The 24,873-nt window shown below is 72.2% G+C and carries 22 protein-coding genes and 1 pseudogene; 14 read left to right on the plus strand and 9 right to left on the minus strand.

The window, feature by feature from the left end:
- Positions 1-78 precede the first annotated feature (78 nt).
- Complete coding sequence (locus tag ACIHCM_RS10845; protein ID WP_399892431.1) at positions 79-549, plus strand: DUF6099 family protein; 471 nt, start codon at positions 79-81, stop codon at positions 547-549.
- A 183-nt stretch (positions 550-732) separates the two neighbouring features.
- Here ACIHCM_RS10845 and ACIHCM_RS10850 read toward each other — a convergent pair whose 3' ends face one another.
- Positions 733-939, minus strand: a complete 207-nt coding sequence (locus ACIHCM_RS10850; protein WP_399892434.1) for a hypothetical protein — start codon at positions 937-939, stop codon at positions 733-735.
- 257 nt (positions 940-1,196) lie between these two features.
- Here ACIHCM_RS10850 and ACIHCM_RS10855 point away from each other — a divergent pair, with 257 nt between their 5' ends.
- A complete protein-coding gene (locus tag ACIHCM_RS10855; RefSeq protein WP_399892437.1) occupies positions 1,197-2,120 on the plus strand; it encodes an LLM class F420-dependent oxidoreductase in 924 nt (307 codons plus the stop codon).
- Between the two features lie 34 nt (positions 2,121-2,154).
- Here ACIHCM_RS10855 and ACIHCM_RS10860 read toward each other — a convergent pair whose 3' ends face one another.
- Positions 2,155-2,637 carry a hypothetical protein gene (locus tag ACIHCM_RS10860; protein ID WP_399892440.1) on the minus strand — a complete coding sequence of 161 codons (483 nt, stop codon included), beginning with the start codon at positions 2,635-2,637 and terminating at the stop codon, positions 2,155-2,157.
- Positions 2,637-3,488: a DUF4232 domain-containing protein gene (locus ACIHCM_RS10865; RefSeq protein WP_399892443.1), complete on the minus strand. Its 852-nt coding sequence runs from the start codon at positions 3,486-3,488 to the stop codon at positions 2,637-2,639. Before ACIHCM_RS10865 ends, ACIHCM_RS10860 begins: the two co-directional genes overlap by 1 nt.
- A gap of 186 nt (positions 3,489-3,674) precedes the next feature.
- Here ACIHCM_RS10865 and ACIHCM_RS10870 point away from each other — a divergent pair, with 186 nt between their 5' ends.
- From ACIHCM_RS10870 to ACIHCM_RS10890, 5 genes are all read left to right on the plus strand, one after another.
- Entirely contained in the window at positions 3,675-5,141 is a 1,467-nt protein-coding gene (locus ACIHCM_RS10870) for a 3' terminal RNA ribose 2'-O-methyltransferase Hen1 (protein WP_399892446.1), read from the plus strand.
- Positions 5,138-7,678, plus strand: coding sequence for a polynucleotide kinase-phosphatase (locus tag ACIHCM_RS10875; RefSeq protein ID WP_399892449.1), 2,541 nt, complete (start codon positions 5,138-5,140; stop codon positions 7,676-7,678). Before ACIHCM_RS10870 ends, ACIHCM_RS10875 begins: the two co-directional genes overlap by 4 nt.
- 112 nt (positions 7,679-7,790) lie before the next feature.
- A complete protein-coding gene (locus ACIHCM_RS10880) occupies positions 7,791-9,014 on the plus strand; it encodes an arginine deiminase (protein WP_399892452.1) in 1,224 nt (407 codons plus the stop codon).
- A gap of 65 nt (positions 9,015-9,079) precedes the next feature.
- Positions 9,080-10,087, plus strand: a complete 1,008-nt coding sequence (gene argF, locus ACIHCM_RS10885) for an ornithine carbamoyltransferase (RefSeq protein WP_399892455.1) — start codon at positions 9,080-9,082, stop codon at positions 10,085-10,087.
- Between the two features lie 127 nt (positions 10,088-10,214).
- Positions 10,215-11,663, plus strand: a complete 1,449-nt coding sequence (locus ACIHCM_RS10890; protein ID WP_399892458.1) for an amino acid permease — start codon at positions 10,215-10,217, stop codon at positions 11,661-11,663.
- On the opposite strand, the gene ACIHCM_RS10895 is transcribed toward ACIHCM_RS10890, so the two are convergent.
- Positions 11,602-12,075, minus strand: a complete 474-nt coding sequence (locus ACIHCM_RS10895) for an ATP-binding protein (RefSeq protein ID WP_399892461.1) — start codon at positions 12,073-12,075, stop codon at positions 11,602-11,604. The genes ACIHCM_RS10890 and ACIHCM_RS10895 overlap by 62 nt on opposite strands.
- A gap of 341 nt (positions 12,076-12,416) precedes the next feature.
- On the opposite strand from ACIHCM_RS10895, the gene ACIHCM_RS10900 reads away from it, so the two are divergent.
- A complete protein-coding gene (locus ACIHCM_RS10900) occupies positions 12,417-13,244 on the plus strand; it encodes an enoyl-CoA hydratase family protein (protein ID WP_399892464.1) in 828 nt (275 codons plus the stop codon).
- Between the two features lie 2 nt (positions 13,245-13,246).
- Positions 13,247-15,532, plus strand: coding sequence for a bifunctional salicylyl-CoA 5-hydroxylase/oxidoreductase (locus ACIHCM_RS10905; RefSeq protein WP_399892467.1), 2,286 nt, complete (start codon positions 13,247-13,249; stop codon positions 15,530-15,532).
- A gap of 68 nt (positions 15,533-15,600) precedes the next feature.
- On the opposite strand, the gene ACIHCM_RS10910 is transcribed toward ACIHCM_RS10905, so the two are convergent.
- On the minus strand, positions 15,601-16,413 hold the full coding sequence (locus ACIHCM_RS10910; RefSeq protein WP_399892470.1) for a PaaX family transcriptional regulator C-terminal domain-containing protein: 813 nt from the start codon (positions 16,411-16,413) through the stop codon (positions 15,601-15,603).
- A gap of 15 nt (positions 16,414-16,428) precedes the next feature.
- The gene (locus tag ACIHCM_RS10915; RefSeq protein ID WP_399892473.1) at positions 16,429-18,033 is read right to left on the minus strand and encodes an AMP-binding protein; all 1,605 of its coding nucleotides are present in this window, start codon (positions 18,031-18,033) and stop codon (positions 16,429-16,431) included.
- A gap of 125 nt (positions 18,034-18,158) precedes the next feature.
- On the opposite strand from ACIHCM_RS10915, the gene ACIHCM_RS10920 reads away from it, so the two are divergent.
- Positions 18,159-19,325, plus strand: a complete 1,167-nt coding sequence (locus ACIHCM_RS10920; RefSeq protein ID WP_399892476.1) for an acyl-CoA dehydrogenase family protein — start codon at positions 18,159-18,161, stop codon at positions 19,323-19,325.
- Positions 19,322-19,720 (plus strand): RidA family protein, encoded by a 399-nt coding sequence (locus tag ACIHCM_RS10925; RefSeq protein WP_399892480.1) that lies wholly within the window; start codon positions 19,322-19,324, stop codon positions 19,718-19,720. Before ACIHCM_RS10920 ends, ACIHCM_RS10925 begins: the two co-directional genes overlap by 4 nt.
- On the opposite strand, the pseudogene ACIHCM_RS10930 reads toward ACIHCM_RS10925, so the two are convergent.
- Positions 19,720-19,881 (minus strand): annotated as a pseudogene (locus ACIHCM_RS10930) (DUF5999 family protein); the annotation flags it as partial. The gene ACIHCM_RS10925 and the pseudogene ACIHCM_RS10930 overlap by 1 nt on opposite strands.
- A gap of 216 nt (positions 19,882-20,097) precedes the next feature.
- Here ACIHCM_RS10930 and ACIHCM_RS10935 point away from each other — a divergent pair.
- Positions 20,098-20,529: a DUF6299 family protein gene (locus tag ACIHCM_RS10935; RefSeq protein ID WP_399892483.1), complete on the plus strand. Its 432-nt coding sequence runs from the start codon at positions 20,098-20,100 to the stop codon at positions 20,527-20,529.
- 588 nt (positions 20,530-21,117) lie between these two features.
- Here ACIHCM_RS10935 and ACIHCM_RS10940 read toward each other — a convergent pair.
- Positions 21,118-21,462, minus strand: coding sequence for a MerR family transcriptional regulator (locus ACIHCM_RS10940; protein WP_399892486.1), 345 nt, complete (start codon positions 21,460-21,462; stop codon positions 21,118-21,120).
- A 752-nt stretch (positions 21,463-22,214) separates the two neighbouring features.
- Here ACIHCM_RS10940 and ACIHCM_RS10945 point away from each other — a divergent pair.
- A complete protein-coding gene (locus ACIHCM_RS10945) occupies positions 22,215-22,736 on the plus strand; it encodes a universal stress protein (protein ID WP_399892489.1) in 522 nt (173 codons plus the stop codon).
- A 95-nt stretch (positions 22,737-22,831) separates the two neighbouring features.
- On the opposite strand, the gene ACIHCM_RS10950 is transcribed toward ACIHCM_RS10945, so the two are convergent.
- Entirely contained in the window at positions 22,832-23,170 is a 339-nt protein-coding gene (locus ACIHCM_RS10950; protein WP_399892492.1) for a helix-turn-helix transcriptional regulator, read from the minus strand.
- A gap of 610 nt (positions 23,171-23,780) precedes the next feature.
- On the opposite strand from ACIHCM_RS10950, the gene ACIHCM_RS10955 reads away from it, so the two are divergent.
- Positions 23,781-24,821, plus strand: a complete 1,041-nt coding sequence (locus ACIHCM_RS10955; RefSeq protein WP_399892495.1) for a TerC family protein — start codon at positions 23,781-23,783, stop codon at positions 24,819-24,821.
- Positions 24,822-24,873 lie beyond the last annotated feature (52 nt).

The following is a 24,873-nucleotide window of genomic DNA, read 5'->3' on the forward strand; positions in this document are numbered from 1 at the left end:
GACCTCACGCTGGGTAGTGAACAAGGGAGTTGGGTCAGACGTGCGGAGAGAGCGCGTCGGGACAGACGGGGGCAGCGCATGGACGCGGTGCGACTCATCCTGACGAGCAGGCGGGCCCTGGCAGGAGGCGGTGAGGTTTCCGAGATCATGACGGAGGTGTGGCAGGCGCAGGCGCTCGCCCAGGCGATCGGCAGCCGCCTCGCGGTCTCCGGACCGCCCGAACTACGCGGTGAGGCGCTGGGGTTGACCGAGCTGGCGGGCCGCGGCTGCGGCGTGCTGGACACCCCGGAGCTGGCCCTCGGTGAGCTGCGCGCGGCCCAGCTCACCGAACTGGGCGACGCCCGCCAGGCCCTGCTCCACCTGGGCGGCCTGCTCGGCGAGGTGGGCATCGCGCTGGTCGGCATCACCTGCGCCGCCCCGGACGAGGGGACGTACTGGCAGTGCATGGAAGCCATCGACGCGGCGGACGAGTCGAGAGACCGCGTCCGGGAGATGCTCCGCAAACTGACCGCCCGCGAACAGGCCGTACCGGCACGGGAGGCCGGCTAGCGTTCAGCGACGGCGGCGGCTCCTCCGACGCGGCGCTTCCCGCGTCCTGCGGCCGGAGGCCACGACACGGCGCCGATTCACCGGCCTGGCAGGGGGAAGACCCGATCCCGACACGCCCGGCCGACGTCCCAACCCCTCAGACCACCCCGCCCCCTCAAACCACCCCGCCCCCTCAGACCACTCTCAAACCACCCCCGCTCCCTCAGGCGGCTCAACCCCCCGCTCCTCCACCGCCGGGTGGGCCGATCTCTGCGGGCCCGCTGCCTGCAGGTCCGCGTCCAGGGCCGACAGGTCCGCGTTCAGCGCCGCCATCAGCTCCTCCATCTGCTGCAGCAGCCCCTTCGGCCGGGCCTCGCCCCCGCCCTGCTGCGGCACGGTCTCCTCGGACATGACGGCCTCCTCGGCCCTGGGCCCCCCGGGAGGGCCGATGCGGTGTCGCCCGGCGTCGACCGGCCGGTGCGGGCGCCGGGCGGGCCGGCTCCGCCCGAGCCAACGATCACCACCGGGGCGGGTCACCGGCACGGGCGCGCACCCGCGCACGGCGTTGACGTATTTCACCCTCGGCGGGGAAACGGCCACGCCGTGCGCGACGGGCACACGGACCGACGCGGTGCCCGTCCGCCCGTGCGAACAGGCAGGATGGAGACATGGATCTTCGAATTTTCACCGAGCCCCAGCAGGGGGCGACCTACGACACCCTGCTCACCGTCGCGAAGGCCACCGAGGACCTGGGCTTCGACGCCTTCTTCCGTTCCGACCACTACCTGAAGATGGGCTCCGGAGACGGCCTGCCCGGTCCCACCGACGCCTGGATCACCCTCGCCGGACTGGCCCGTGAGACCAAGCGCATCCGGCTCGGCACGCTGATGACCGCCGGCACCTTCCGGCTGCCCGGCGTGCTCGCCATCCAGGTCGCGCAGGTCGACCAGATGTCCGGCGGCCGGGTCGAACTCGGCCTGGGAGCAGGCTGGTTCGAGGACGAGCACAAGGCGTACGGCATCCCCTTCCCGAAGGAGAAGTTCGGCCGCCTGGAGGAGCAGCTGGAGATCGTCACCGGGCTGTGGGCCACGGAGCCCGGCCGCACGTTCGACTTCCACGGCACCTACTACGACCTCAAGGACTCGCCCGCGCTGCCCAAGCCCGTGCAGCCGAAGATCCCCGTCCTCGTCGGCGGCCACGGCGCGACGCGCACGCCCAAGCTGGCCGCGAAGTTCGCCGACGAGTTCAACATGCCGTTCGCCTCCGTCGAGGACAGCGAGCGCCAGTTCGGCCGGGTCCGCGCCGCCGCCGAGGAGGCCGGCCGCAAGGGCGACGACCTCGTCTACTCCAACGCCCTCGTCGTCTGTGTCGGCAGCAACGACCAGGAGGTCGCCCGCCGCGCCGCCGCGATCGGCCGCGAGGTGGAGGAGCTGAAGCTCAACGGCCTGGCGGGTTCCCCGGCAGAGGTCGTCGACAAGATCGGCCGCTACGCCGCCATCGGCTCCCGGCGCATCTACCTCCAGGTGCTGGACCTCGGCGACCTGGACCACCTGGAGCTGATCTCCGCCCAGGTCCAGACGCAGCTGCCGTAGGGCGCGCAGCCGGCCGGCCCCGCCGCCGCGTGCGTCACCCGGTCCGCCCTTGTTTGCGTGTCCTCAGCTCGGTCGCGTAGCCCGCGCCGACGGCGAGGAAGGCGGAGGACAGAGCGAGGAACGCGACGGCGGGGTTGACGTAGCCCGGAACGCCGGCCGGGTAGCTCTCACCCGTCTTGGTGTGGCAGACCAGCCGGATCGGGACCACCCGCACGTCGGCGCGCAGCGTCACGGCGGCCTTCTGCGGTCCTCCGGCCGCGAGACAGGGGCGGATCGGTGCGGACCCCGTACCACCGTCCTCGGCCTCCAGCAGGCCGCCGAACACATGCAGCGCCCCCCACGTGTACAGCGCGGCGGCCGCCGCTCCGGCGAGGGCGGCGAGCGAGCGGAGCCGCGCGGCGGTGTCCGCCCGCCGGACGCCGTGCGCGGACAGGGTGCCGAAACCGTAGCCGCACAGGCCGAACGCGGTGACCGCGCCGACGATGATCAGGAGCAGGAGCAGGAACGCGTCGCCCATCAGCCCACCGGCCTGTCCGGCTGCCGCCCCTGCTCGTCCCGCTGCCAGGCGCCCACCCCGAGCTGCCCCGTCGTCCCCAGATCCAGCTCCGGGACCACCGTCACGGGCGCGGCGCCGGGCTTCACCCAGGTGCGCACGTAGGGGGCGTCGACGGCCTCGCCGAACTGCGTGGTGTTGCGCCAGACCAGACCTGCCCAGGCACGCTCGCCGGGAGCCAGGGCCAGCGCCCGCGGCGGGGCGTCGGCTCCCGTGCCGGTGGCGATGGCGTCCCCGCCCTCAAGGATCCGGACCCCGTCCACGGGCCGGTGCTCCTCGTCGAGGATCTGCAGCTCCGGGTAGCCGTCGAGCAGGTACGGCTGGGTGCCGCAGTTCTCCAGGTGCAGTCCCACGACGCGCAGTCCCATGGCGGCATCGCCCCGATCGGCGTAGACCCGCACCCCCGAGTCCGGGCAGGGACCTGTCTCGGAGGGGGCCTCGTCGGCGGGCACGCTGCGGACCTTGGAGACCGACACGCGTTCCCCGTCGGCCATGGCGACGGTGCGCCGTACCGGCCGCCCCGGCTCGACCGACGCCACCGACTCGTCCACGGTGGACAGTGCCGCGCCGGTCTCCGAGGCGAACGTGAAGGAGACGGTGTACGTGAAGGCCTCGGTGCCTTCGTGGGTGACCTCGAACGCGACGCGGTCGCACGCGGCGCCGGTCCGGCCGGTGATCCTGACTCCGTCCCGCTCCGTCCACGTCGGGTCGGCGGGACAGGGGGAGGCCGAGGCGGGGCCCGGCGCACCGGCCTGCTGGGTGCCGCACGCGGTGAGCAACAGCAGGGCGCAGACAGGGAGATGGAGGGGGCGCATCCGCCGAGTCGATCAGCACCGGCCCCGCAGATCTGTGACGGAGGCCACTCCTCCGGTCACAGCACTGTCACAGCCGCACCCCGGCCGAGCGGAAAAATCCCAGGTGACCCGGCACCGTTGCCGATACGTTGGCAGGGACCCGCGGGCACACATACCCGCACTTCAGACCCTTTCGAGGCAACCACCGTGTTCCTGACGATCAGTACCACCGGCACCCCTGAACGCCCCGCCACCGACCTCGGGTTCCTGCTGCACAAGCATCCCGGCAAGGCGCAGGCGTTCTCCACCTCCTACGGCACGGCACACGTCCTCTACCCCGAGGCGGACGCCGAGCGCTGCACGGCGGCGCTGCTGCTGGAGGTGGACGCGGTGGCACTGGTCCGGCGCGGCAAGGGCAAGGGCCGGGGCGGCGCACCCGACGCGGCCCTCGCGCAGTACGTCAACGACCGCCCGTACGCGGCCTCCTCCCTGCTCGCCGTGGCGCTCAGCGCCGTCTTCTCCAGCGCGATGCGCGGGGTGTGCGACGCCCGCCCCGAACGCGCCGCCGCGCCGCTGCCGCTGCGGGTCGGGATACCCGCGCTGCCGGCCCGCGGCGGACCCGCCCTCGTGCGCGCGCTCTTCGAGCCGCTCGGGTGGACGGTGACGGCCGAACCGGTCCCGCTGGACGCCGAGTTCCCGCAGTGGGGCGACTCGCGGTACGTGCGTCTGGTGCTGGAGTCCGAGGCGCTGACCCTCGCCGCCGCCCTGCGCCACCTGTACGTCCTGCTCCCGGTCCTGGACGACGCCAAGCACTACTGGGTCTCCTCGGACGAGGTGGACAAGCTGCTGCGGGCCGGTGAGGGCTGGCTGTCCAGCCACCCGGAGCAGAAGCTGATCACCAGCCGGTACCTCTCGCGCCGCTGGTCGCTCACCCGCCAGGCCATGGAGCGCCTCGAACTGGTGCGGCTGGCCGAGACCGACGACAGCGAGATCGAGGAGATCGACAACGCGGTCGAGGCGGAGACGGAGGAGGCCGGGAAGCCGGCGCCGCTCGCCGTGCAGCGGCGGGAGGCGATCGTGGCCGCGCTCCACGAGTCGGGTGCCGCCCGGGTCCTCGACCTCGGCTGCGGGCAGGGCCAGTTGGTGCAGACGCTGCTCAAGGACGTCCGCTTCACGGAGATCGTCGGCGTCGACGTGTCGATGCGCGCGCTCACCATCGCCTCCCGACGGCTGAAGCTCGACCGCATGGGGGAGCGGCAGGCGGCACGCGTGAAGCTGTTCCAGGGCTCGCTCGCCTACACGGACAAGCGGCTGGGAGGCTATGACGCCGCCGTGCTCAGCGAGGTGATCGAGCACCTCGACCTGCCCCGGCTGCCCGCCCTGGAGTACGCCGTGTTCGGTGCCGCCCGCCCCCGCACGGTCCTCGTGACCACCCCGAACGTCGAGTACAACGTCCGCTGGGAGACCCTCCCCGCCGGACACGTCCGGCACGGCGACCACCGCTTCGAGTGGACGCGCGCCGAGTTCCGCCGGTGGGCCGGGTCCGTCGCCGAACGGCACGGCTACGAGGTCGGATTCCGGCCGGTCGGACCGGAGGACCCCGAGGTGGGGCCACCCACCCAGATGGCCGTGTTCACGATGACCGGCACCGCGAAGGAGGAGAAGGCCGCATGACCGTCGACACCCCCGGGCGTACCCTGCCCGTCACCGACCTCTCCCTCGTGGTCCTCGTCGGTGCCTCCGGCTCCGGCAAGTCCACCTTCGCCCGCCGGCACTTCGCACCCACCGAGGTCATCTCCTCCGACTTCTGCCGTGGCCTGGTCTCCGACGACGAGAACGACCAGAGCGCCACCCGGGACGCCTTCGACGTCCTGCACTACATCGCGGGCAAGCGTCTCGCCGCCGGCCGCCGCACGGTCGTCGACGCGACCAGCGTGCAGCCGGACGCCCGGCGGCAGTTGATCGAGCTGGCCCGGCAGTACGACGTGCTGCCCATCGCCATCGTGCTCGACGTGCCCGAGGAGGTGTGCGCCGAACGCAACGCGGCCCGCACCGACCGCGCCGACATGCCGCGCCGGGTGATCCAGCGGCACATCCGCGAACTCCGCCGCTCCCTGCGCCACCTGGAGCGCGAGGGCTTCCGCAAGGTGCATGTCCTGCGCGGAGTGGCGGAGGCCGAGAACGCCACCGTTGTCACCGAGAAGCGCTTCAACGACCTCACCCACCTCACCGGCCCGTTCGACATCATCGGCGACATCCACGGCTGCGCGGCCGAACTGGAGTCGCTGCTGGGCAAGTTGGGTTACGCCGACGGGGTGCACCCCGAGGGCCGTACCGCGGTCTTCGTCGGCGACCTCGTCGACCGCGGCCCGGACAGCCCGGGTGTGCTGCGCCGCGTGATGTCGATGGTGAAGTCCGGCAACGCGCTCTGCGTGCCCGGCAACCACGAGAACAAGTACGGGCGCCACCTGCGCGGCCGCAAGGTCCAGCAGACGCACGGGCTCGCCGAGACCGTGGCGCAGATGGAGGGCGAGAGCGAGGAGTTCAAGCGGGAGGTCCGGGAGTTCATCGACGGGCTGGTCAGCCACTACGTCCTTGACGGCGGCAGGCTGGTGGTCTGCCACGCGGGGCTGCCGGAGAAGTACCACGGCCGTACCTCCGGCCGGGTCCGCAGTCACGCCCTGTACGGCGACACCACCGGCGAGACCGACGAGTTCGGACTGCCGGTGCGTTACCCGTGGGCGGAGGACTACCGGGGCCGGGCGGCCGTGGTGTACGGCCACACCCCGGTTCCGGAGGCCACCTGGCTGAACAACACGATCTGCCTGGACACCGGTGCCGTCTTCGGCGGCAAGCTCACCGCGCTGCGCTGGCCGGAGCGGGAACTGGTCGACGTACCGGCGGAGCGCGTCTGGTACGAGCCGGTCAAACCGCTGCGGAGCGAGGCGCCGGGCGGGCAGGACGGGCGTCCGCTGGACCTGGCGGACGTGCACGGCCGGCGGGTCGTGGAGACCCGGTACGCCGGGCGGATCTCCGTGCGGGAGGAGAACGCGGCGGCGGCCCTCGAGGTCATGAGCCGCTTCGCGGTCGACCCGCGGTTGCTGCCGTATCTCCCGCCGACGATGGCCCCGACGGCCACCTCCCGTGTCGAGGGCTATCTGGAGCACCCGGTGGAGGCCTTCGGGCAGTACCGGGAGGACGGGGTCGCGCGGGTCGTGTGCGAGGAGAAGCACATGGGGTCGCGGGCGGTGGCGCTGGTGTGCCGGGACGCGGAGGCGGCGCGGAAGCGGTTCGGCGTGGACGGGCCCACGGGCGCGCTCTACACCCGGACCGGCCGCCCGTTCTTCGACGAGGGGCCGGTCACCGAGGAGATCCTCGGACGGCTGAGGTCGGCGGCCGAGTCGGCGGGCCTGTTCGCGGAACTGGACACGCAGTGGCTGCTGCTCGACGCGGAGCTGATGCCGTGGTCGCTGAAGACGTCCGGGCTGCTGCGCAGTCAGTACGCGGCGGTCGGCGCCGCCTCCGGGGCGGTGTTCCCGGGTGCGGTGGCCGCCCTGGAGGGCGCCGCGGCCCGTGGCGTCGACGTCGGCGGTCTGCTGGACCGCCAGCGGGAACGGGCCGCGGACGCGGCGGCGTTCACCGAGGCGTACCGGCGCTACTGCTGGCCCACGGAAGGCCTGGACGGCGTACGCCTCGCCCCCTTCCAGATCCTGGCCGTGCAGGGCCGCAGCCTCGCCGCCCTGCCGCACGACGAGCAACTCGCCCTGCTCGACCGCCTCGTCGAGCACGACGGCACCGGCCTTCTGCAGACCACGCGGCGGCTGTACGTCGACACCGGTGACCCCGAGTCGGTCCGGGCCGGCGTCGACTGGTGGCTGGAGATGACCGGCCGGGGCGGCGAGGGCATGGTGGTCAAGCCTGTCGGCGCGGTGGTGCGCGACGAGCGGGGGCGCATGGTGCAGCCCGGCATCAAGTGCCGGGGCCGTGAGTACCTGCGGATCATCTACGGCCCCGAGTACACCCGTCCGGACAATCTGGCCCGCCTGCGCTCGCGGTTCCTGAACCACAAGCGGTCGCTGGCGCTGCGCGAGTACGCGCTCGGCCTGGAGGCCCTGGACCGGCTGGCCGAGGGCGAGCCGCTGTGGCGGGTGCACGAGGCGGTGTTCGGGGTGCTGGCGCTGGAGTCGGAGCCGGTGGACCCGCGGCTGTAGCCGCCCGTGGCCGGTGGGCCGGACCGTGTCCCGAACGCGGTCCGGCCCGCTGCCGTGGGGCGGCCTGCCGAAAGAGGGGGTGAACAGGCGCGCGAATGGTCAGGATGGAGGCATGGGATTCCATGTCGACTCCGAGGCCGGGCGGCTGCGCCGCGTCATCCTGCACCGGCCGGATCTGGAGCTCAAAAGGCTCACCCCCAGCAACAAGGACGCCCTCCTCTTCGACGACGTCCTCTGGGTGCGCCGCGCGCGTGCCGAGCACGACGGGTTCGCCGACGTGCTGCGCGACCGCGGTGTCACCGTCCACCTGTTCGGCGAGCTGCTCGTCGAGGCCCTGGAGATCCCGGCGGCCCGCGCGCTCGTCCTGGACCGGGTCTTCGACGAGAAGGAGTACGGCCCGCTGGCCACCGACCATCTGCGGGCGGCCTTCGAGGCCCTGCCCACCCGGGAGCTGGCCGAGGCGCTGGTCGGCGGGATGACCAAGAGGGAGTTCCTGGACGCGCACGCGGAGCCGACCTCGGTGCGCTTCCACGTCATGGACCTCGACGAGTTCCTGCTCCAGCCGCTGCCGAACCATCTCTTCACCCGCGACACCTCCGCCTGGATCTACGACGGCGTCTCCATCAACGCCATGCGCTGGCCGGCCCGGCAGCGTGAGACCGTGCACTTCGAGGCGATCTACCGGCACCACCCGCTGTTCCGTGACGAAAGGTTCCACCTCTGGTCCGAGGGGCAGGCCGACTACCCGTCGACCATCGAGGGCGGGGACGTACTCGTGATCGGCAACGGCGCCGTGCTCATCGGGATGAGCGAACGGACCACCCCGCAGGCCGTCGAGATGCTGGCGCACAAGCTGTTCGCCGCGGGCTCCGCCGAGACGATCGTGGCCCTCGACATGCCCAAGCGGCGTGCCCTGATGCACCTCGACACCGTGATGACCATGGTCGACGGCGATGTGTTCACCCAGTACGCCGGGCTCGGCATGCTCCGCTCGTACACCATCGAGCCGGGGGTGGGCGAGAAGGAGCTGAAGGTCACCGACCACCCGCCGGAGCACATGCACCGCGCGATCGCCGCCGCGCTCGGGCTGAGCGAGATCCGGGTCCTCACCGCCACCCAGGACGTGCACGCGGCCGAGCGTGAGCAGTGGGACGACGGCTGCAACGTGCTCGCCGTCGAACCGGGTGTGGTCGTCGCTTACGAGCGGAACTCCACCACCAACACGCATCTGCGCAAACAGGGCATCGAGGTGATCGAGATCCCGGGCAGTGAGCTGGGGCGGGGACGAGGGGGCCCGCGCTGCATGAGCTGTCCCGTCCAGCGGGACGCTGTATAGAAATTCTGAACTTCGTATAGACTTTCAGCGCCCTGTTCCTGTCCCTGTATTTCTGGAGCGCCCCCATGGCGACAGTCCCGACCGCTCTCGCGGGCCGCCACTTCCTCAAGGAGCTCGACTTCACCGAGCAGGAGTTCCTCGGCCTGATCGAGCTGGCCGCCGAGCTGAAGGCCGCGAAGAAGGCGGGGACCGAGACCCGGTATCTGCGGGGCCGCAACATCGCGCTGATCTTCGAGAAGACCTCGACGCGCACCCGCTGCGCGTTCGAGGTGGCCGCGGCGGACCAGGGCGCCTCGACGACGTACCTCGACCCCTCAGGTTCGCAGATGGGCCACAAGGAGTCGGTCAAGGACACCGCGCGCGTGCTCGGCCGGATGTTCGACGGGATCGAGTACCGGGGGGACAGCCAGGCGAAGGTGGAGGAGCTGGCCGCCTTCGCCGGTGTACCCGTCTTCAACGGCCTCACCGACGACTGGCACCCCACCCAGATGCTCGCCGACGTCCTCACCATGTCCGAGCACGGCCCCGGTCCGCTGACGGAGACCGCTTTCGCCTACCTCGGCGACGCCCGCTTCAACATGGGCAACTCCTACCTGGTCACCGGCGCCCTGCTCGGCATGGACGTACGGATCGTCGCACCCAGGTCCTACTGGCCCGCCCAGGAGGTCGTGGATCGCGCCCGCGCGCTCGCCGGCACCAGCGGCGCGCGGATCACCCTCACCGAGGACGTGGGCGAGGGCGTCCGCGGCGCCCACTTCGTCGCCACCGACGTCTGGGTCTCCATGGGCGAGCCCAAGGAGGTGTGGGACGAGCGCATCACCGCGCTCGCCCCGTACGCCGTGACCATGGACGTGCTGCGCGCCACCGGCGAGCCGGACGTGAAGTTCCTGCACTGTCTGCCCGCCTTCCACGACCTGGGGACCGAGGTCGGCCGCGAGATCCACGAGAGGCACGGGCTGGACTCCCTGGAGGTCACCGACGAGGTCTTCGAGTCCGCCCACTCGGTCGTCTTCGACCAGGCCGAGAACCGGCTGCACACCATCAAGGCGGTGCTGGTCGCCACCCTGGCCTGAGCGGCACGTGTCCTGACCTTGCCTGATCAGGCCTTATGCTGACCGGCGGCCCGGAGCCACCCTTTCCGCGGCCGCCCTGCGCCCCATCCGGGCGCACCCCGTCCCCCCAGAAACGAGCACCACCCGCATGCCCCGCATCAAGTCCCCCGCCCTCCTGGTGGCCGAATCCGGCGCCGACCGCGAGGGCCACGGCCTCAAGCGCACGATGGGCCTGTTCCAGCTCATCTGCTTCGGTGTCGGCGCGATCGTCGGCACCGGCATCTTCGTCGGCCTGTCCGACTCGGTCGCCCAGGCCGGTCCCGCCGTCGTCGTCTCCTTCGTGCTGGCCGCGATCACCTGCGTGTTCACCGCGTTCGCCTTCGCCGAGCTGGGCGGCGCGATCCCGGTCTCCGGCTCCTCGTACTCCTTCGCCTACGCCGGGCTCGGCGAGACCACCGCCTTCCTGGTCGGCTGGAGCCTGCTGCTGGAGTACGGCGTCTCGGTCTCCGCCGTCGCCGTCGGCTGGAGCCAGTACGTCAACGAACTCCTGGACAGCCTCGTCGGCCTCCAGCTGCCCGCCGCGCTCTCCGCGAGCCCCGGCGACGGCGGCGTGGTGAATCTGCCGGCCGTCCTGGTCATCGCCATGGCCGCGGTGCTGCTGGTGCGCGGCGTGCGGGAGAGCGCCCGGGCGACGGCCGCGATGGCCGTGCTCAAGCTGGCCATCCTCGTCGCCTTCTGCGCGATCGGCTTCAGCGCGTTCCAGGACGGCAATCTGATGCCGTTCGCCCCGGCGGGGCTGGCCGGCATCGGCGCGGGCACGACCGCCGCCTTCTTCTCGTACATCGGCTTCGACGCGATCACCACCGCCGGTGAGGAGGCGAAGAACCCGCGCCGGGACATCCCGGTGGCGATCCTCGTCTGCATCGGCCTGGTCACCCTGCTGTACTGCGCGGTCGCGCTCGCCGCGATCGGCGCCGTCGGCGGCGACGCGGTCGGCGGCCGGCCCGCCGCGCTGTCCTACGTCGTCGACCGGGTCACCGGCTCCGGGATCGGCGGCGGGATCATCGCCTTCGGTGCGGTCGTCGCGATCGCCTCGGTGGTGCTCGCGGTGATGTACGGCCAGAGCCGCATCCTGATGTCGATGTCCCGGGACGGACTCGTCCCGCGCGTCTTCGAGAAGGTCTCGCCCCGCACGGCCACGCCGGTGGCCGGCACCCTGATCATCGCGATCGTCTTCGCGGTTCCGGCGGCCTTCTCGTCACTGGACTCGGTGGTCAACCTGTGCACCATCGGCACGCTCGCCGTCATGGCCGCCGTCAACGTCGCGGTGATCGCCCTGCGCCGCCGCGAGCCGGATCTGCCCCGCACCTTCCGGGTGCCGCTGTACCCCGTGGTGCCGCTGCTGGGCGTCGGCTTCTGCCTGTACCTGATGTACGAGACGGGCTGGACGACCTGGGTGCAGTTCGCGGTGTTCCTCGCCGTGGGGCTCCTGGTGTACCTCGGCTACGGGCGCCGCAACTCCCGGATGGCCCAGGTCACGACGCCGGACGCGGCCGGCACCGAGGCTGGCGCTGACGCGGTACGACAGGGAGTCTGAACCACACCGCCTTGCCGGACTCGGTGGGGCGGTGACCGCAGGACGCGCTCAGCGTGCGGATCAGCAGCAGGCCCCGCCCGTGTTCCTGCCACGGGTCGGGCTCGCGGTCGGCGGGCCGCGTGAGATTGCCGGGCGGCGCGGGGTCGGGGTCGTGGACCTCGACCTTGCAGCCGGTCGGCAGCAGCTCCACGACCAGCTCTATCGGGGCGTCGCCCACGGTGTGCTCCACGGCGTTGGCGACCAGTTCGGCGGTGAGCAGTTCGGCGGTGTCGCTGTCGGCGCCGTGCTGAAGCTCCGCGAGCGCCGTACGGACCAGCGCGCGGGCCACCGGCACGGCTGCCGCGGAATGCGGCAGCGCGATGCGCCAGGAGGCGGGGGCTGAGTGACGTTCGAGCAAGGCCAGTCCGTTCATGGTGCAGGCATGTCCTGAATGCCGAGATCTTCAGGCTGTCCTGCTTTCAACCTTAGAGATGGTACGGCGCCCCTCGGCAGAGTCTCACGACGGGCACCGCCCGGGTCCTCGGACCTGGTGAGTGAGGCTTACCCCCGTGAACGGACGGGTTCGCACGGATGCTCCCGCTGTTACCGCGTTATTGATGTCCGGTGACGTCCGTGACCCGCCGGGACCGCTGTGACCAGGTCAACTTCCGCGCGCTCCTCCTATCGCGTACTCATGACGACAGTCACGGATGGGTGATAACTTCATGGGGTAGAGGTCAGTGAGGCAGTGCCCGCCCTAGGAGGCCGCACCCCATGAGTCCCTTCACCGGCTCCGCCGCCCCCACCTCGCCCTGGCGCCATCTGCGCGTGGACCGCGCCGACGGTGTGGCGACGGTCACCCTGGCCCGCCCCGACAAGCTCAACGCCCTCACCTTCGGCGCCTACGCCGACCTGCGGGACCTGCTCGCCGAGCTGTCCCGGGAACGGTCCGTGCGCGCGCTGGTCCTGGCCGGCGAGGGGCGCGGCTTCTGCTCGGGCGGGGACGTCGACGAGATCATCGGCGCCACGCTCTCCATGGACACCGCCCAGCTCCTGGACTTCAACCGGATGACCGGGCAGGTGGTGCGGGCGGTCCGGGAGTGCCCGTTCCCGGTGATCGCGGCGGTGCACGGCGTGGCGGCGGGCGCCGGGGCGGTGCTCGCGCTGGCGGCGGACTTCCGCGTCGCGGACCCCACCTCCCGATTCGTGTTCCTGTTCACCCGGGTCGGCCTGTCCGGCGGTGACATGGGCGCCGCCTACCTGCTGCCCCGGGTCGTCGGGCTCGGCCACGCGACGCGCCTGCTGATGCTGGGCGAGCCGGTCCGGGCGCCCGAGGCCGAGCGGATCGGACTGATCAGCGAGCTCACCGACGAGGGCCGGGCCGACGAGGCCGCCCACCGCCTGGCCCGCCGCCTGGCCGACGGCCCGGCGCTCGCGTACGCCCAGACCAAGGCCCTGCTGACGGCCGAACTGGACATGCCGCTGGCTGCCTCGGTCGAACTGGACGCCTCGACGCAGGCCCTGCTCATGAACGGCGAGGACTACGCCGAGTTCCACAAGGCGTTCAGGGAAAAGAGGCCCCCGAAGTGGCAGGGGCGGTAGGGATGCCCACCAGCCGCCCACTGCGTATCGCGATCACCGGGGGAGGCCCCGGCGGCCTCTACGCGGCAGCCCTGCTGAAACGCCTCGACCCGGAACGCCGGATCACCCTCTGGGAGCGCAACGCCCCCGACGACACCTTCGGCTTCGGAGTCGTCCTCTCCGACGAGACACTCGGCGGCATCGAACACGCCGACCCCGTGGTCTACGAGGCCCTGCGACAGCACTTCGTCCGCTGGGACGACATCGACATCGTCCACCGCGGGGAACGGCACACCTCCGGCGGGCACGGCTTCGCCGCCCTCGGCCGCAGACGCCTGCTGGAGATCCTGCACGACCGCTGCCGCGGGCTCGGCGTCGAACTCCGCTTCCGTGCCCAGGCGCCGCCCCCGGCCACGCTCTCGGCCGCGTACGACCTCGTCGTCGCCGCCGACGGGGTGCACAGCGCCACCCGGGAGGCGTACGCCGACGTGTTCCGGCCGGACATCACCCCGCACCGCTGCCGGTACATCTGGCTCGCCGCCGACTTCGCCTTCGAGGCGTTCCGCTTCGAGATCGCCGAGACCGAGCACGGCGTGATGCAGTTGCACGGCTACCCCTACGCACCCCGCGCCTCGACCGTGATCGTCGAGATGCGCGAGGAGGTCTGGCAGGCGGCGGGCTTCGACGAACTCGGCGAGCCGGAGTCGATCGAGCGCTGCGCCAAGATCTTCGCGGACGCGCTCGGCGGCCGCCCGCTGAAGTCCAACAACTCCACCTGGACCACCTTCCGCACGGTCGTCAACGACCGCTGGTCCCACGGCAACGTCGTCCTGCTCGGCGACGCCGCGCACACCGCCCACTTCTCCATCGGCTCCGGCACCAAGCTCGCCGTCGAGGACGCCCTGGCCCTCGCTGCCTGCCTGGAGGAACGGCCCACCCTCGACGAGGCCCTGGCCGCCTACGAGGAGGAGCGCAGGCCCGTCGTGGCCTCCACCCAGCGTGCCGCCCGGGCCAGCCTGGAGTGGTTCGAGAACCTCGCGTTCCACCTGGACCAGCGGCCCCGCCAGTTCGCCTTCAACCTGCTCACCCGCAGCCGCCGCGTCACCCACGACAACCTACGGCTGCGTGACGCGCACTTCACCGAGGCCGTGGAGCGCGAGTTCGGCTGCCCGCCCGGCACGCCCCCGATGTTCACCCCCTTCCGGCTGCGCGGACTGACCCTGCGCAACCGGGTGGTGGTCTCCCCGATGGACATGTACTCGGCGGTCGACGGGGTCCCCGGCGACTTCCACCTCGTCCACCTCGGCGCCCGCGCGCTCGGCGGTGCCGGACTGCTGATGACCGAGATGGTGTGCGTGAGCCCCGAGGGCCGGATCACCCCCGGCTGCGCCGGCCTGTACACCGGCAAGCAGGCCGAGGCATGGCGGCGGATCACCGACTTCGTGCACAGCCAGGCACCCGGCACCGGGATCGGCGTGCAACTCGGCCACAGCGGGCGCAAGGGTTCGACCCGGCTGATGTGGGAGGGCATGGACGAGCCACTGCCCGACGGCAACTGGCCGCTCGTGGCTGCCTCCCCGCTGCCGTACAAGCCCGGCAGCCAGACCCCGCGTGAGCTGTCCCGCGCCCAGCTCACCGACATAAGGGAGCAGTTCACCGCCGCCGCCTGGCGGGCCGCGCGGGCCGGTTTCGACCTGCTCGAACTGCACTGCGCGCACGGCTATCTGCTCTCCGGGTTCCTCTCCCCGCTCACCAACCGCCGCACCGACGCCTACGGTGGCTCGCTCGCCCAGCGGCTCCGCTTCCCGCTGGAGGTGTTCGACGCCGTACGGGCCGTGTGGCCGGAGGAGAAGCCGATGACCGTGCGGATCTCCGCCACCGACTGGGCCGAGGGCGGCACCACGCCCGAGGAGGCCGTCGCGATCGCCCGCGCCTTCGCCGCGCACGGCGCCGACGCGATCGACGTGTCGACCGGGCAGGTGGTGGCCGAGGAGCGGCCGGAGTTCGGGCGGTCGTACCAGACGCCGTACGCCGACCGGATCCGGCACGAGGCGGGCGTCCCGGTGATCGCGGTCGGCGCCATCTCCTCCTGGGACGACGTCAACTCCCTGATCCTGGCGGGCCGTACGGACCTGTGCGCGCTGGCACGCCCGCACCTGTACGACCCGCACTGGACGCTGCACGCGGCCGCCGAGCAGGGGTACGACGGTCCGGGCGTCGCCTGGCCGGCCCCGTACCGCGCGGGCAGCCGGCCACCGCGCACCGGACGCACCGACGCCCCCAAACCCCGGTTGACGCTGGGTGGTTGAGTCTCAGCGACCCGGCCGTGCGGTGCTCCCGCCGGCCGGGTCGACGTGGACGATTGCTCCCCGCCGGGTCAGAGGCCCGCGAAGAGCGCCCCCGCGTCCCGCAGCCGCTCGTGCAGCCCCCGGAACACCTCCGCCGACCGCGCGCCCGGCCAGTTCGCGGGCAGCAGCGCGGCCGGCAGTCCGGGATCGGTGTAGGGCAGATGGCGCCAGGTGTCCAGCGCGAGCAGGTAGTCCCGGTAGGCCTCCTCGGGCGGGGTGTCCGCGCGCCGCTCCCAGGCACGCAGTACGCCCGCGTGCCCCTCGAGGAAGGCCTCGTGCTCCTTGGCGATCGCCGCCAGGTCCCACCAGCGGGCGACCGCCTCGACGGTCGGCGTGAAGCCGAGGTGGCGGCCCCGGAAGAGATCGACGTACGGATCGAGCCGCAGCCGTCGCAGGGTGTGCCGGGTCTCCTCGTGGAGCCGGGCCGGGGCGATCCACACACCGGGCGCGGCGGTGCCGAAGCTGAGCCCGGCCAGCCGGGAGCGCAGCACGTGCCGCTTCTGCCGCTCCGACTCGGGCACGGAGAACACCGCGAGCACCCAGCCCTCGTCCTCGGGCGGCGCGGTGGCGTAGATGCGCCGGTCGCCGTCGTCCAGCAACTGCCGGGCGCCGGGCGAGAGTTCGTATCCGGCGGCGCCCTGCTCGGTGCGGGCCGGGACCAGCAGGCCGCGGCGTTTGAGGCGGGACACCGACGAGCGCACCGAGGGCGCGTCCACGCCGACCGCGGCCATCAGCCGGATCAGCTCGGCGACGGGTACCGGGCCGGGCATGAAGCGGCCGTACGCGCCGTAGAGCGTGACGATGAGGGACCGGGGAGCGTGCTGGTCGGACACGTTGATCATCTTAGGCCGTGCGCATCACTGCCGGTCGCCCGTGGTGCGCAGGCGGAACCGCTGGAGCTTCCCGGTCGCCGTGCGCGGGAGGGCGTCCAGGAAGACGATCTCCCGGGGGCATTTGTAGGGCGCCAGTTCGGACTTGACGAAGGCCCGCAGCGCTTCGGCGTCCCGTTCGGCGCCCTCCTTGAGGACGGCGTACGCCACGACAGTCATGCCGCGTGCCTCGTCGGGCCGGCCGACGACCGCCGCCTCCACCACGTCGGGATGCCGCAGCAGCGCGTCCTCGACCTCGGGCCCGGCGATGTTGTACCCGGCCGAGATGATCATGTCGTCGGCGCGGGCGACATACCGGAAGTAGCCGCCGGGCTCGCGGACATAGGTGTCGCCGGTGATGTTCCAGCCGCCGCGCACATAGTCGCGCTGGCGCGGGTCGGCGAGGTAGCGGCAGCCGACCGGGCCGCGCACCGCCAGCAGCCCGGGCTCGCCGTCGGGCAGTTCGCGCCCCTCGGCGTCGACCACGCGCGCGTGCCAGCCGGGCACGGGCACACCGGTCAACCCGGGTCTGATGTGCTCGTCGGCCGCCGAGATGAAGATGTGCAGCAGCTCGGTGGCGCCGATGCCGTTGATGACGCGCAGTCCGGTGCGCTCGTGCCAGGCCCGCCAGGTGGCCGCGGGCAGGTTCTCGCCGGCCGAGACACAGCGGCGCAGCGAGGTCAGATCGTGGCCGTCGAGCTCGCCGAGCATCGCCCGGTACGCGGTCGGCGCGGTGAACAGCACCGACACCCGGTGCCGGGTGATCGCGGGCAGCAACTGCTTCGGGCCCGCCTGTTCCAGCAGCAGCGCGCCGGCGCCCGCCCGCAGCGGGAAGACGACCAGACCGCCGAGGCCGAAGGTGAAGCCGAGGGGTGGGCTGCCCGCGAAGACGTCGTCGCTGCGGGGGCGCAGCACATGCTTCGAGAAGGTGTCCGCGATCGCCAGCACGTCCCGGTGGAAGTGCATGCACCCCTTGGGCCGTCCGGTGGTGCCGGAGGTGAACGCGATCAGCGCCACGTCGTCCGCGGCGGTGTCCACGGCCGGGTACGGGGTGGCGGGCGCGGGGAGGTTGAGGAGGTCGTCGGGCGCGTCACCGCCGTACGTCGTGATCCGCAGGCCCGGTATCTCCGCCTTGGCGAGGTCGTCGACGGCCCGGACGTCGCACAGCGCGTGCCGGACGCGGGCGATCTCGCAGATCGTGCTCAGCTCGTGCGGGCGCTGCTGGGCCAGTACGGTCACGGCGACCGCGCCCGCCTTCAGCACCGCCAGCCAGCAGGCCGCCAGCCACGGTGTGGTCGGGCCGCGCAGCAGGACACGGTTGCCGGGGACGATCCCGAGGCCGGTGGTGAGCACGTGCGCGAGCCGGTCGACGCGGGCGCGCAGGTCGCCGTAGGTCCAGGAGGGGCCCTGCGGGGTGTGGAACGCGGGGCGGTCGTCGGGCGGGCCGTCCAGGAGGTCGGCGGCGCAGTTCAGCCGTTCGGGGTAGTGCAGCTCCGGCAGGTCGAAGCGGAGTTCGGGCCACTGCTCGCGCGGCGGGAGATGGTCGCGCGCGAAGGTGTCGACGTGGCCGGAGCGGGTCGGACGGTCGTCCATGGCGGTTCGCCCCCTTGCCTGGTGGGCGTCGTGGTGGGCTCGCACGAGGAGCGTATCGTGTTGGTGACGGCAGTCAACGGGGCGCGATACCGTCGGGTGAGACCGCTCCGGAGGGAGGACCGGCAGTGCCCGCATTCTCACTCGACCCGGACCAGGTGGCATGGTGCGCCGAGCTGCGCGCCCTCGCCGCCGAACGGCTCCGCCCGCTCGCCGAGAAGGGCGAACCGGGCCACGTCAACCGCCCCCTCGTCACCGAACTGGGCCGACTCGGCCTGACGGACCGGCTGTTCACCTCCGGTGCGCTCGACCTCTGCCTGATGCGCGAGTCCCTCGCCTACGCCTGCACCGAGGCCGAGACCGCCCTCGCCCTCCAGGGCCTGGGCGCCCACCCCGTCCACGCCCACGGCACACCGGCGCAGCGCGACCGCTGGCTGCCGGGGGTGCGCGACGGCAGCGTGGTCGCGGCCTTCGCCCTCAGCGAGCCGGGCGCGGGCTCCGACGCGGCGGCGCTCGCCCTGCGGGCCGACCCGGCCGGCGGCGCCGGGGCCGCGCCGGCCGCCGAGGCCGACGGCACCCGCCGCTGGCGGCTCACCGGCGAGAAGTGCTGGATCTCCAACGCCCCCGAGGCCGACTTCTACACCGTCTTCGCGCGGACGACCCCGGACGCGGGCGCACGTGGCGTCACCGCCTTCCTGGTGCCGGCCGACCGGCCCGGCCTCACGGGCACGGGGCTCGACATGCTCTCCCCGCATCCGATCGGCGCCCTCCACTTCGACGCCGTGCCCGTCACCGCCGACGACGTGCTCGGCGAGACCGACCGGGGCTTCCGCGTCGCCATGGGCACACTGAACCTGTTCCGGCCCAGCGTCGGCGCCTTCGCCGTCGGGATGGCCCAGGCCGCCCTGGACGCGAGCCTCGCGCACACCGCCGGGCGTGACGCCTTCGGCGGCAAGCTGAAGGACCTTCAGACCGTCGCCCACCAGGTCGCCGAGATGGCCGTACGCACGGAGGCGGCCCGCCTGATGGTGTACGCGGCGGCGACGGCCCACGACGCAGGGGCGGACGGTGTACCGCGGCGGGCCGCGATGGCGAAGCTGCTCGCGACCGAGACCGCGCAGTACGTCGTCGACGCGGCGGTCCAGCTGCACGGCGCGCGGGCGCTGCACCGCGGCCATCTGCTCGAACACCTCTACCGCGAGGTGCGTGCCCCGCGCGTCTACGAAGGGGCCAGCGAGGTGCAGCGCGGCATCATCGCCAAGGAGTTGTACGCCACCGTGGAGGCCCGACCGTGACCACCGAGCGCATCGACCCGCCCGGGCTCTCCCCGGCCACCGGCTTCTCGCACGCCGTCGTCGCCACCGGCTCCCGGCTGGTCTTCCTGGCCGGCCAGACCGCGCTCGACACCGACGGCAAGGTGGTCGGCGACACGCTGCCCGAACAGTTCGAGCGGGCGCTCGGCAACCTGCTGACCGCCTTGCGCGCGGCCGGCGGCACCCCGGCCGCTCTCGCCCGCGTCACCGTCTACGCCACGGACGTCGCCGCCTACCGCGCACACGCCCCGGAGCTCGGCCGGATCTGGCGGAGCCTGGCCGGACGGCACTATCCGGCGATGGCCGTCGTCGAGGTCGTCAGGCTGTGGGACGAGGCGGCGATGGTGGAACTCGACGGGTTCGCGGTGCTGCCCTGACGCCAGGGCGCGACCACCCGGCCGTCGGGCAGCAGCGCACCGGTGTCGTCGAAGACGATCGCCCCGCTGCACAGCAGGGTCCACCCCTGTTCGGGGTGGGCGGCGACGACGTGCGGGGCGCGGGCGTCGGGGCGGGAGCACGCAGGCTGGTGGGAACACATGGCGCACCTCAACGGTCGTAGGACCATCCGTACAGCTCACACCATCCTTTCGCCGTGAACGTGGGGGAACGGACCGCCGAGAAGCGTGACAAGACGGGGACAACACCCTGACGCCTCCCGTACGGCCGGGCGGACTCGCCACCGAAGGAGTGACGGTCACGCCCCCGGAGCCGCGTGCCCGGTACCAGTGGAAGCCCCACCTCAGGAGGTCCTTCCGTGTCCATCCGCCCCGCGCTCGGCGCGGCCGTCACCGCCGCGCTGGCCCTGTTCGCCGCCACCCCCTCGACGGCGGCGGCAGCCGACTCGAACGAGTCGATCACCGTCGACCCCAAGGGCCGCATCGCCCCCGACGGCACGATCACCCTCACCGGCACCTACCGCTGCGCCGACAGCACCGGCCCGGTCTTCGTCAGCTCCTCGATCGCGCAGACCGACCCCTGGATCCGGTACGGCATCGGCGGCAGCCGTGCCGTGTGCGACGGCAAGGAGCACCGCTGGGAGAACACCGGCAAGCCCAGGAACCGGGTGCTCGACGCGGGCCCCGCCCATGTCGACGCCACGCTCATGGAGCTGCGCCCGCAGGGAGGCCTGCCGCTGCCCGCCTTCCACGCGGAACAGCGCAAGGACATCACCCTGGCCAAGGGCTGACCCGACCGGCCCAGGCGCCCGCCCCGGGATCCCCGGGGCGGGCGCCTGGGCGTTCCCCGGGTGCCGGGTGCCGGGTGCCGGGTGCCAGGTGCCAGGCGGCCGGGAGGCGGCCGTGTGCCCACGCCAGGCGGTGATCGCGGCCGTGTGCCCACATCGGAGGCGCGGCGTGGGCCGACGGTGGGCGCGGCCGCGGTGACCCATGCCGGCGGCGCGGAGCAGAGTGAGGCGGACCGCCCGCCCGGCCCGTCGCGCGCTCACTGGCCCCTCCTTACGCCGAACAGCCCGCCATCGGCCCGAGGCGGACCCCGCTGTCATCTCCGCAGTCAGCGGCCGAACCGCAATCTCAAGCAGCAGCCAGAGCGCCCCGCAGAGCCGGACGGCCACTCCTCGGGAGCCACGGAAGGCAAGTCAACCTCAGCCACATCCGGCCCTCCCTGGGCCGCCTGACACGGCGTTGGTGAACATCGGTGGTCCGGCTCAGGGGCCGAGAGACGCGTCAAAGGGCCGCTTGCGCTGAAAGCGTGCTGCCGACCTGTGATGCGAAAGACGGGGCCCTCAGTGCGCCGCCGACGCTCGGCGCCCCTCGGGTCAGGCTGAGGTCCTCGGCCGCGACTCGCGGCTCTGTGCGCGTAGTTCTTCGTTGGTGCGCTGCGCTTCTTCGAGCTGGTCTTCGAGGATGACGATGCGGCACGCCGCTTCGACGGGGGTGCCCTCGTCGACGAGTTGGCGGGCTCGGGCGGCGATGCGCAGTTGGTAGCGGGAGTAGCGGCGGTGGCCGCCTTGGGAGCGCAGGGGGACGATCAGGCGGTGTTCGCCGAGGGCACGGAGGAAGGCGGGGGTGGTGCCGAGCATCTCGGCGGCCCGGCCCATCGTGTAGGCGGGGTAGTCGTCGTCGTCGAGGTTGTCGACGGCACGGGATGTGGCAGGGGGCATAGACCTCTTCTTTCGGGGACGCGTCGGGGGGCCCGGGCGCCGTACCGGCACCCGGGCCCCGAGCTTTCAACACCATCTCTGCCGGCACACTGTGCCGGCCTTCTGTGTCCGCAGGTTCCGCCTGGGAGGGCGGGGCTGCGGGGATCGCGGATGCGTGACCGGGGACCACCTTCCCATCCGGGGCCTGCGGTACCCGGGCGGACTGCTCCTCGCCCGGGCGATCCTGATGGCGTTCTGCTCCTTACCTTCGGTTACTCGTTTGTACTGCTGGATACCGCGGGTACTGCTCACGGCCCCCGTGGGGCCGCGTCCTGCCTGACCTGCCGGCATGGCAGTTCGTGTCTGCCGTGCCCTCTTCGACTTCCTGGGTACGACGAGAACCGTAGCCTCACGGCGAGCCAATGTCTACTCCCGTCATGACAGGTTTTCTCCATGACGGAGGGAGAGAGTTCTGACGCTGGTACACCCGGAAGAGTGAGGTGCCTGGTGGAACCCCGGCGTGGCGGGCACGCGCCGGGCCGGGCGGCACGACCGATCCGGGTGGGGTGGGTGGCGTATCGGTCACACGAAGACGCGCGCGGTGGCCTCCAGGGGCCCCGCCGTGGTCGAGGAAGGCAGCCCTGCTCGTATCACTCGTGCGAACATGCGATAGAAGATACGCGAAAAATTTTTCACGTAAGAGTTGACGTATTTCCCGGCCGGTGGGGACGCTGGAAGTGACCCTTCCGCCTCTCCCGGAAAGCGCGACCGCCATGAGCACCACCCGCCGGAACTCTTCACCCGCCTCCGACGCCGCTCCCTCGGTCGCCCGTCCGAGGTTCCCGGTGGGCGCGGTGCTGGCCGACCGCCTCGATGACACCGCCGTCGTCGACGTGGCCGTCCGGCTCGCCGCCGCGCGCGGCGCACCGCTGCTGCTGATCGCGGTCATGCCTCCGCCGCTGCCGAGGGTCAAGAGCGTGTGCCCCGACTCGGCCGCAGCCCGTGCGGTGCTGGGTCGGGCCATGCCGCGCCTGGCCGGCGCGGGGGTCGCCCACCAGGCGGCGGTCTTTCACCGCCCCGCTGTTCGCGGAGGCGGGCGGCTGCACGCCGCGAAGGCCCTGCTGGACACGTCGGTCTCGCACGGCTGCTCACTGCTGGTGGTCTCGCGCAGCGGGCCGGCGGGCCTGGATGCCTGCACGGTGATGGAGGCCGCGGCCATCCGTGGCGGCCCGTTCGTCCACGCAGCCTCGCCGGCGCCATGGGCGCCGCCGGCCGTGCCCCGCCGCGGCCGCTGAGGCTCAGGCAGAAGGATGAGCCCGGGCCGATCCGCAGGGGAGCGGCCGGGACCGGCTGCCGCGCACCCGGGCGCCGCCACGTCCGCCGGGCCGGGTTACGGGGAAGCGCGTTCGGGGTCGGCGGCGGGGGTGTCCTCGCGGTGCAGGAAGGTGGCCAGGAGGTCGCCGACGGGGTGGTCGGCCTCGCTGGGATGGCGCAGGGCGACGGTGGGGTCGATGGTGTAGCGGTTGCGCCGTCCGAGGCGTTCGCGGGTGAGGTACCCGGCCGCTTCGAGGTCGGCGACGATCAGCTGGACGGCGCGTTCGGTGATGCCGATGGCGTCGGCGACGTCGCGCCCGCGGGCTTCGGGGTCGCGGGCCAGGGCGATCAGGACCCGGGCGTGGTTGGTCAGGAAGGTCCACTGGCCGCCGCGCGGGCTGGAGGGCTGGCTCATGGCCCTCATCATACGAAGCCGACTTCGCATGACCAGTATTTCGCGAAAAGTTATTGACGAAAAAGTTTTCGCGTAACCAGCGACGGGAATCAGGAGGTCAGGTGACGCTGAAGTCACCCCCCAGGCCCGCTTCGACCCCGCTGAAGGGGGGTCCCCATGTCCCCGCAGGCCGCCGCCCCGACCGTGCCGAGCCCCGCGGACACCGGATCTCCTGTGCTGCCGCTGTCCCTGCCGCGACCGGTCCGCGCTGGTGACCACCCGTCCCGACGACCTGGCCGTGGTGGACGCTGCGGTCCGGCTGACAGCTCCGCGCAACGCGCCGGCGTGCCGCGGGGGCCGGCTGCATCCCTGTCGCCGACCGCGCCCCGGCCGACAGTGGCGGACAGCCGCGGCCGCGTTGCGGGCGGGGTGCTCGCGCCGGCCGCCCGCCACCACTCGCCGCTGCACCGCCGTGCGGCGGACCGCCTGAACCGGGGAGGTGAGCACCTGCACGAGCCGGCATGTGAACCAGCGCCCGGGCCCGGCAGCCCTCCGCAAACCGCCAGGCCCGGGGCACCATCCCTGCCTTCCCCGTCTTTGTCCTCCCCCAGCCCAAGGAAGCCGATCCACCATGAATGAACTGTCGTTCGCCGTCCCGCTGTGGGTGTGGGCCGCGGTCACCGTCGGCATCGGCGTCATGCTCGCTGCCGACCTGATCGCCCACCGCGACAATCACGTGATCGGCTTCCGCGAGGCCGCGGTGTGGAGCAGCATCTGGATTGCCATCGGCCTCGGCTTCGGCCTCATCCTTCTGGCGTGGCAGGGAGGTGAGGCCTCCTCGACCTACTACGCCGGCTACCTGATCGAAAAGGCCCTGTCGATCGACAACGTCTTCGTGTTCGCGCTGGTCTTCTCCTTCTTCGCCGTCCCTGACGCCTACCAGCACAAAGTCCTCTTCTGGGGTGTCATCGGCGCCCTGGCCTTCCGGCTGGTGTTCATCTTCATCGGCGCCGAACTGCTCCAGGTCTTCTTCTGGACCGCCTACCTGTTCGGCGCGTTCCTGATCTGGACCGGCTACAAGATGGCCGTCTCCAAGGACGAGGAGGTCCACCCCGATCGCAACCCCGTCGTCCGCCTCGTGAGGAAACTCGTCCCCACCGACCCGCGCTTCCACGGCGGCAAGTTCTTCATCCGCGTACACGGCAAGCGCATCGCCACCCTGCTGTTCGTGGTCCTGGTCGCCATCGAGGCCACCGACCTCGTCTTCGCCATCGACTCCGTCGCCGCCGTCCTGGCGATCACCACCAACACCTTCATCGTGTGGACCGCCAACGCCTTCGCCGTGCTCGGCCTTCGCAGCCTGTACTTCTGCCTGGCCGGACTCCTGCGCCGCTTCCCGTACCTGCACTACGGGCTCGCGGTCCTGCTTGCCTTCGCCGGCGTCAAGCTCATCCTGTCCGAGACCCCCGTCGGCAAGCTGCCCATCCCCCTCACCCTCGGCGTCATCGTCGTCACCATCACTGTCTCGATCGCCTGGTCTCTCATCGCCACCCGCGGTGAGGCCACGCACGAGACGGGCCAGGTGGACGGTGCCGGGCCCCAACCGGGCACCACCCCCCACGCGACGGCTCTCTCCGCCGACCCGCACGATCCGGAAGGACGGCCGTCATGACCGCCCTCCCGCCAAGTACTGCCTGTTGTGCGGGCTTTGGGCGCGGCGCCGT

The sequence above is a fragment of the Streptomyces sp. NPDC052023 genome (assembly GCF_044548465.1).
Lineage (GTDB): Bacteria > Actinomycetota > Actinomycetes > Streptomycetales > Streptomycetaceae > Streptomyces.

Excerpts from the sequence above, each read along its gene's own strand:
- ACIHCM_RS10880 (WP_399892452.1), top strand. The coding sequence starts at position 7,791 with ATGGGATTCCATGTCGACTCCGAGGCCGGGCGGCTGCGCCGCGTCATC.
- ACIHCM_RS10950 (WP_399892492.1), bottom strand. The coding sequence starts at position 23,170 with ATGAGCCAGCCCTCCAGCCCGCGCGGCGGCCAGTGGACCTTCCTGACC.
- ACIHCM_RS10910 (WP_399892470.1), bottom strand. The coding sequence starts at position 16,413 with ATGATCAACGTGTCCGACCAGCACGCTCCCCGGTCCCTCATCGTCACG.
- ACIHCM_RS10850 (WP_399892434.1), bottom strand. The coding sequence starts at position 939 with ATGTCCGAGGAGACCGTGCCGCAGCAGGGCGGGGGCGAGGCCCGGCCG.
- ACIHCM_RS10900 (WP_399892464.1), top strand. The coding sequence starts at position 12,417 with ATGAGTCCCTTCACCGGCTCCGCCGCCCCCACCTCGCCCTGGCGCCAT.
- ACIHCM_RS10860 (WP_399892440.1), bottom strand. The coding sequence starts at position 2,637 with ATGGGCGACGCGTTCCTGCTCCTGCTCCTGATCATCGTCGGCGCGGTC.
- ACIHCM_RS10940 (WP_399892486.1), bottom strand. The coding sequence starts at position 21,462 with ATGCCCCCTGCCACATCCCGTGCCGTCGACAACCTCGACGACGACGAC.
- ACIHCM_RS10890 (WP_399892458.1), top strand. The coding sequence starts at position 10,215 with ATGCCCCGCATCAAGTCCCCCGCCCTCCTGGTGGCCGAATCCGGCGCC.
- ACIHCM_RS10895 (WP_399892461.1), bottom strand. The coding sequence starts at position 12,075 with ATGAACGGACTGGCCTTGCTCGAACGTCACTCAGCCCCCGCCTCCTGG.
- ACIHCM_RS10845 (WP_399892431.1), top strand. The coding sequence starts at position 79 with ATGGACGCGGTGCGACTCATCCTGACGAGCAGGCGGGCCCTGGCAGGA.
- ACIHCM_RS10865 (WP_399892443.1), bottom strand. The coding sequence starts at position 3,488 with ATGCGCCCCCTCCATCTCCCTGTCTGCGCCCTGCTGTTGCTCACCGCG.
- ACIHCM_RS10955 (WP_399892495.1), top strand. The coding sequence starts at position 23,781 with ATGAATGAACTGTCGTTCGCCGTCCCGCTGTGGGTGTGGGCCGCGGTC.
- ACIHCM_RS10905 (WP_399892467.1), top strand. The coding sequence starts at position 13,247 with ATGCCCACCAGCCGCCCACTGCGTATCGCGATCACCGGGGGAGGCCCC.
- ACIHCM_RS10855 (WP_399892437.1), top strand. The coding sequence starts at position 1,197 with ATGGATCTTCGAATTTTCACCGAGCCCCAGCAGGGGGCGACCTACGAC.
- ACIHCM_RS10875 (WP_399892449.1), top strand. The coding sequence starts at position 5,138 with ATGACCGTCGACACCCCCGGGCGTACCCTGCCCGTCACCGACCTCTCC.
- ACIHCM_RS10945 (WP_399892489.1), top strand. The coding sequence starts at position 22,215 with ATGAGCACCACCCGCCGGAACTCTTCACCCGCCTCCGACGCCGCTCCC.
- argF (WP_399892455.1), top strand. The coding sequence starts at position 9,080 with ATGGCGACAGTCCCGACCGCTCTCGCGGGCCGCCACTTCCTCAAGGAG.
- ACIHCM_RS10915 (WP_399892473.1), bottom strand. The coding sequence starts at position 18,033 with ATGGACGACCGTCCGACCCGCTCCGGCCACGTCGACACCTTCGCGCGC.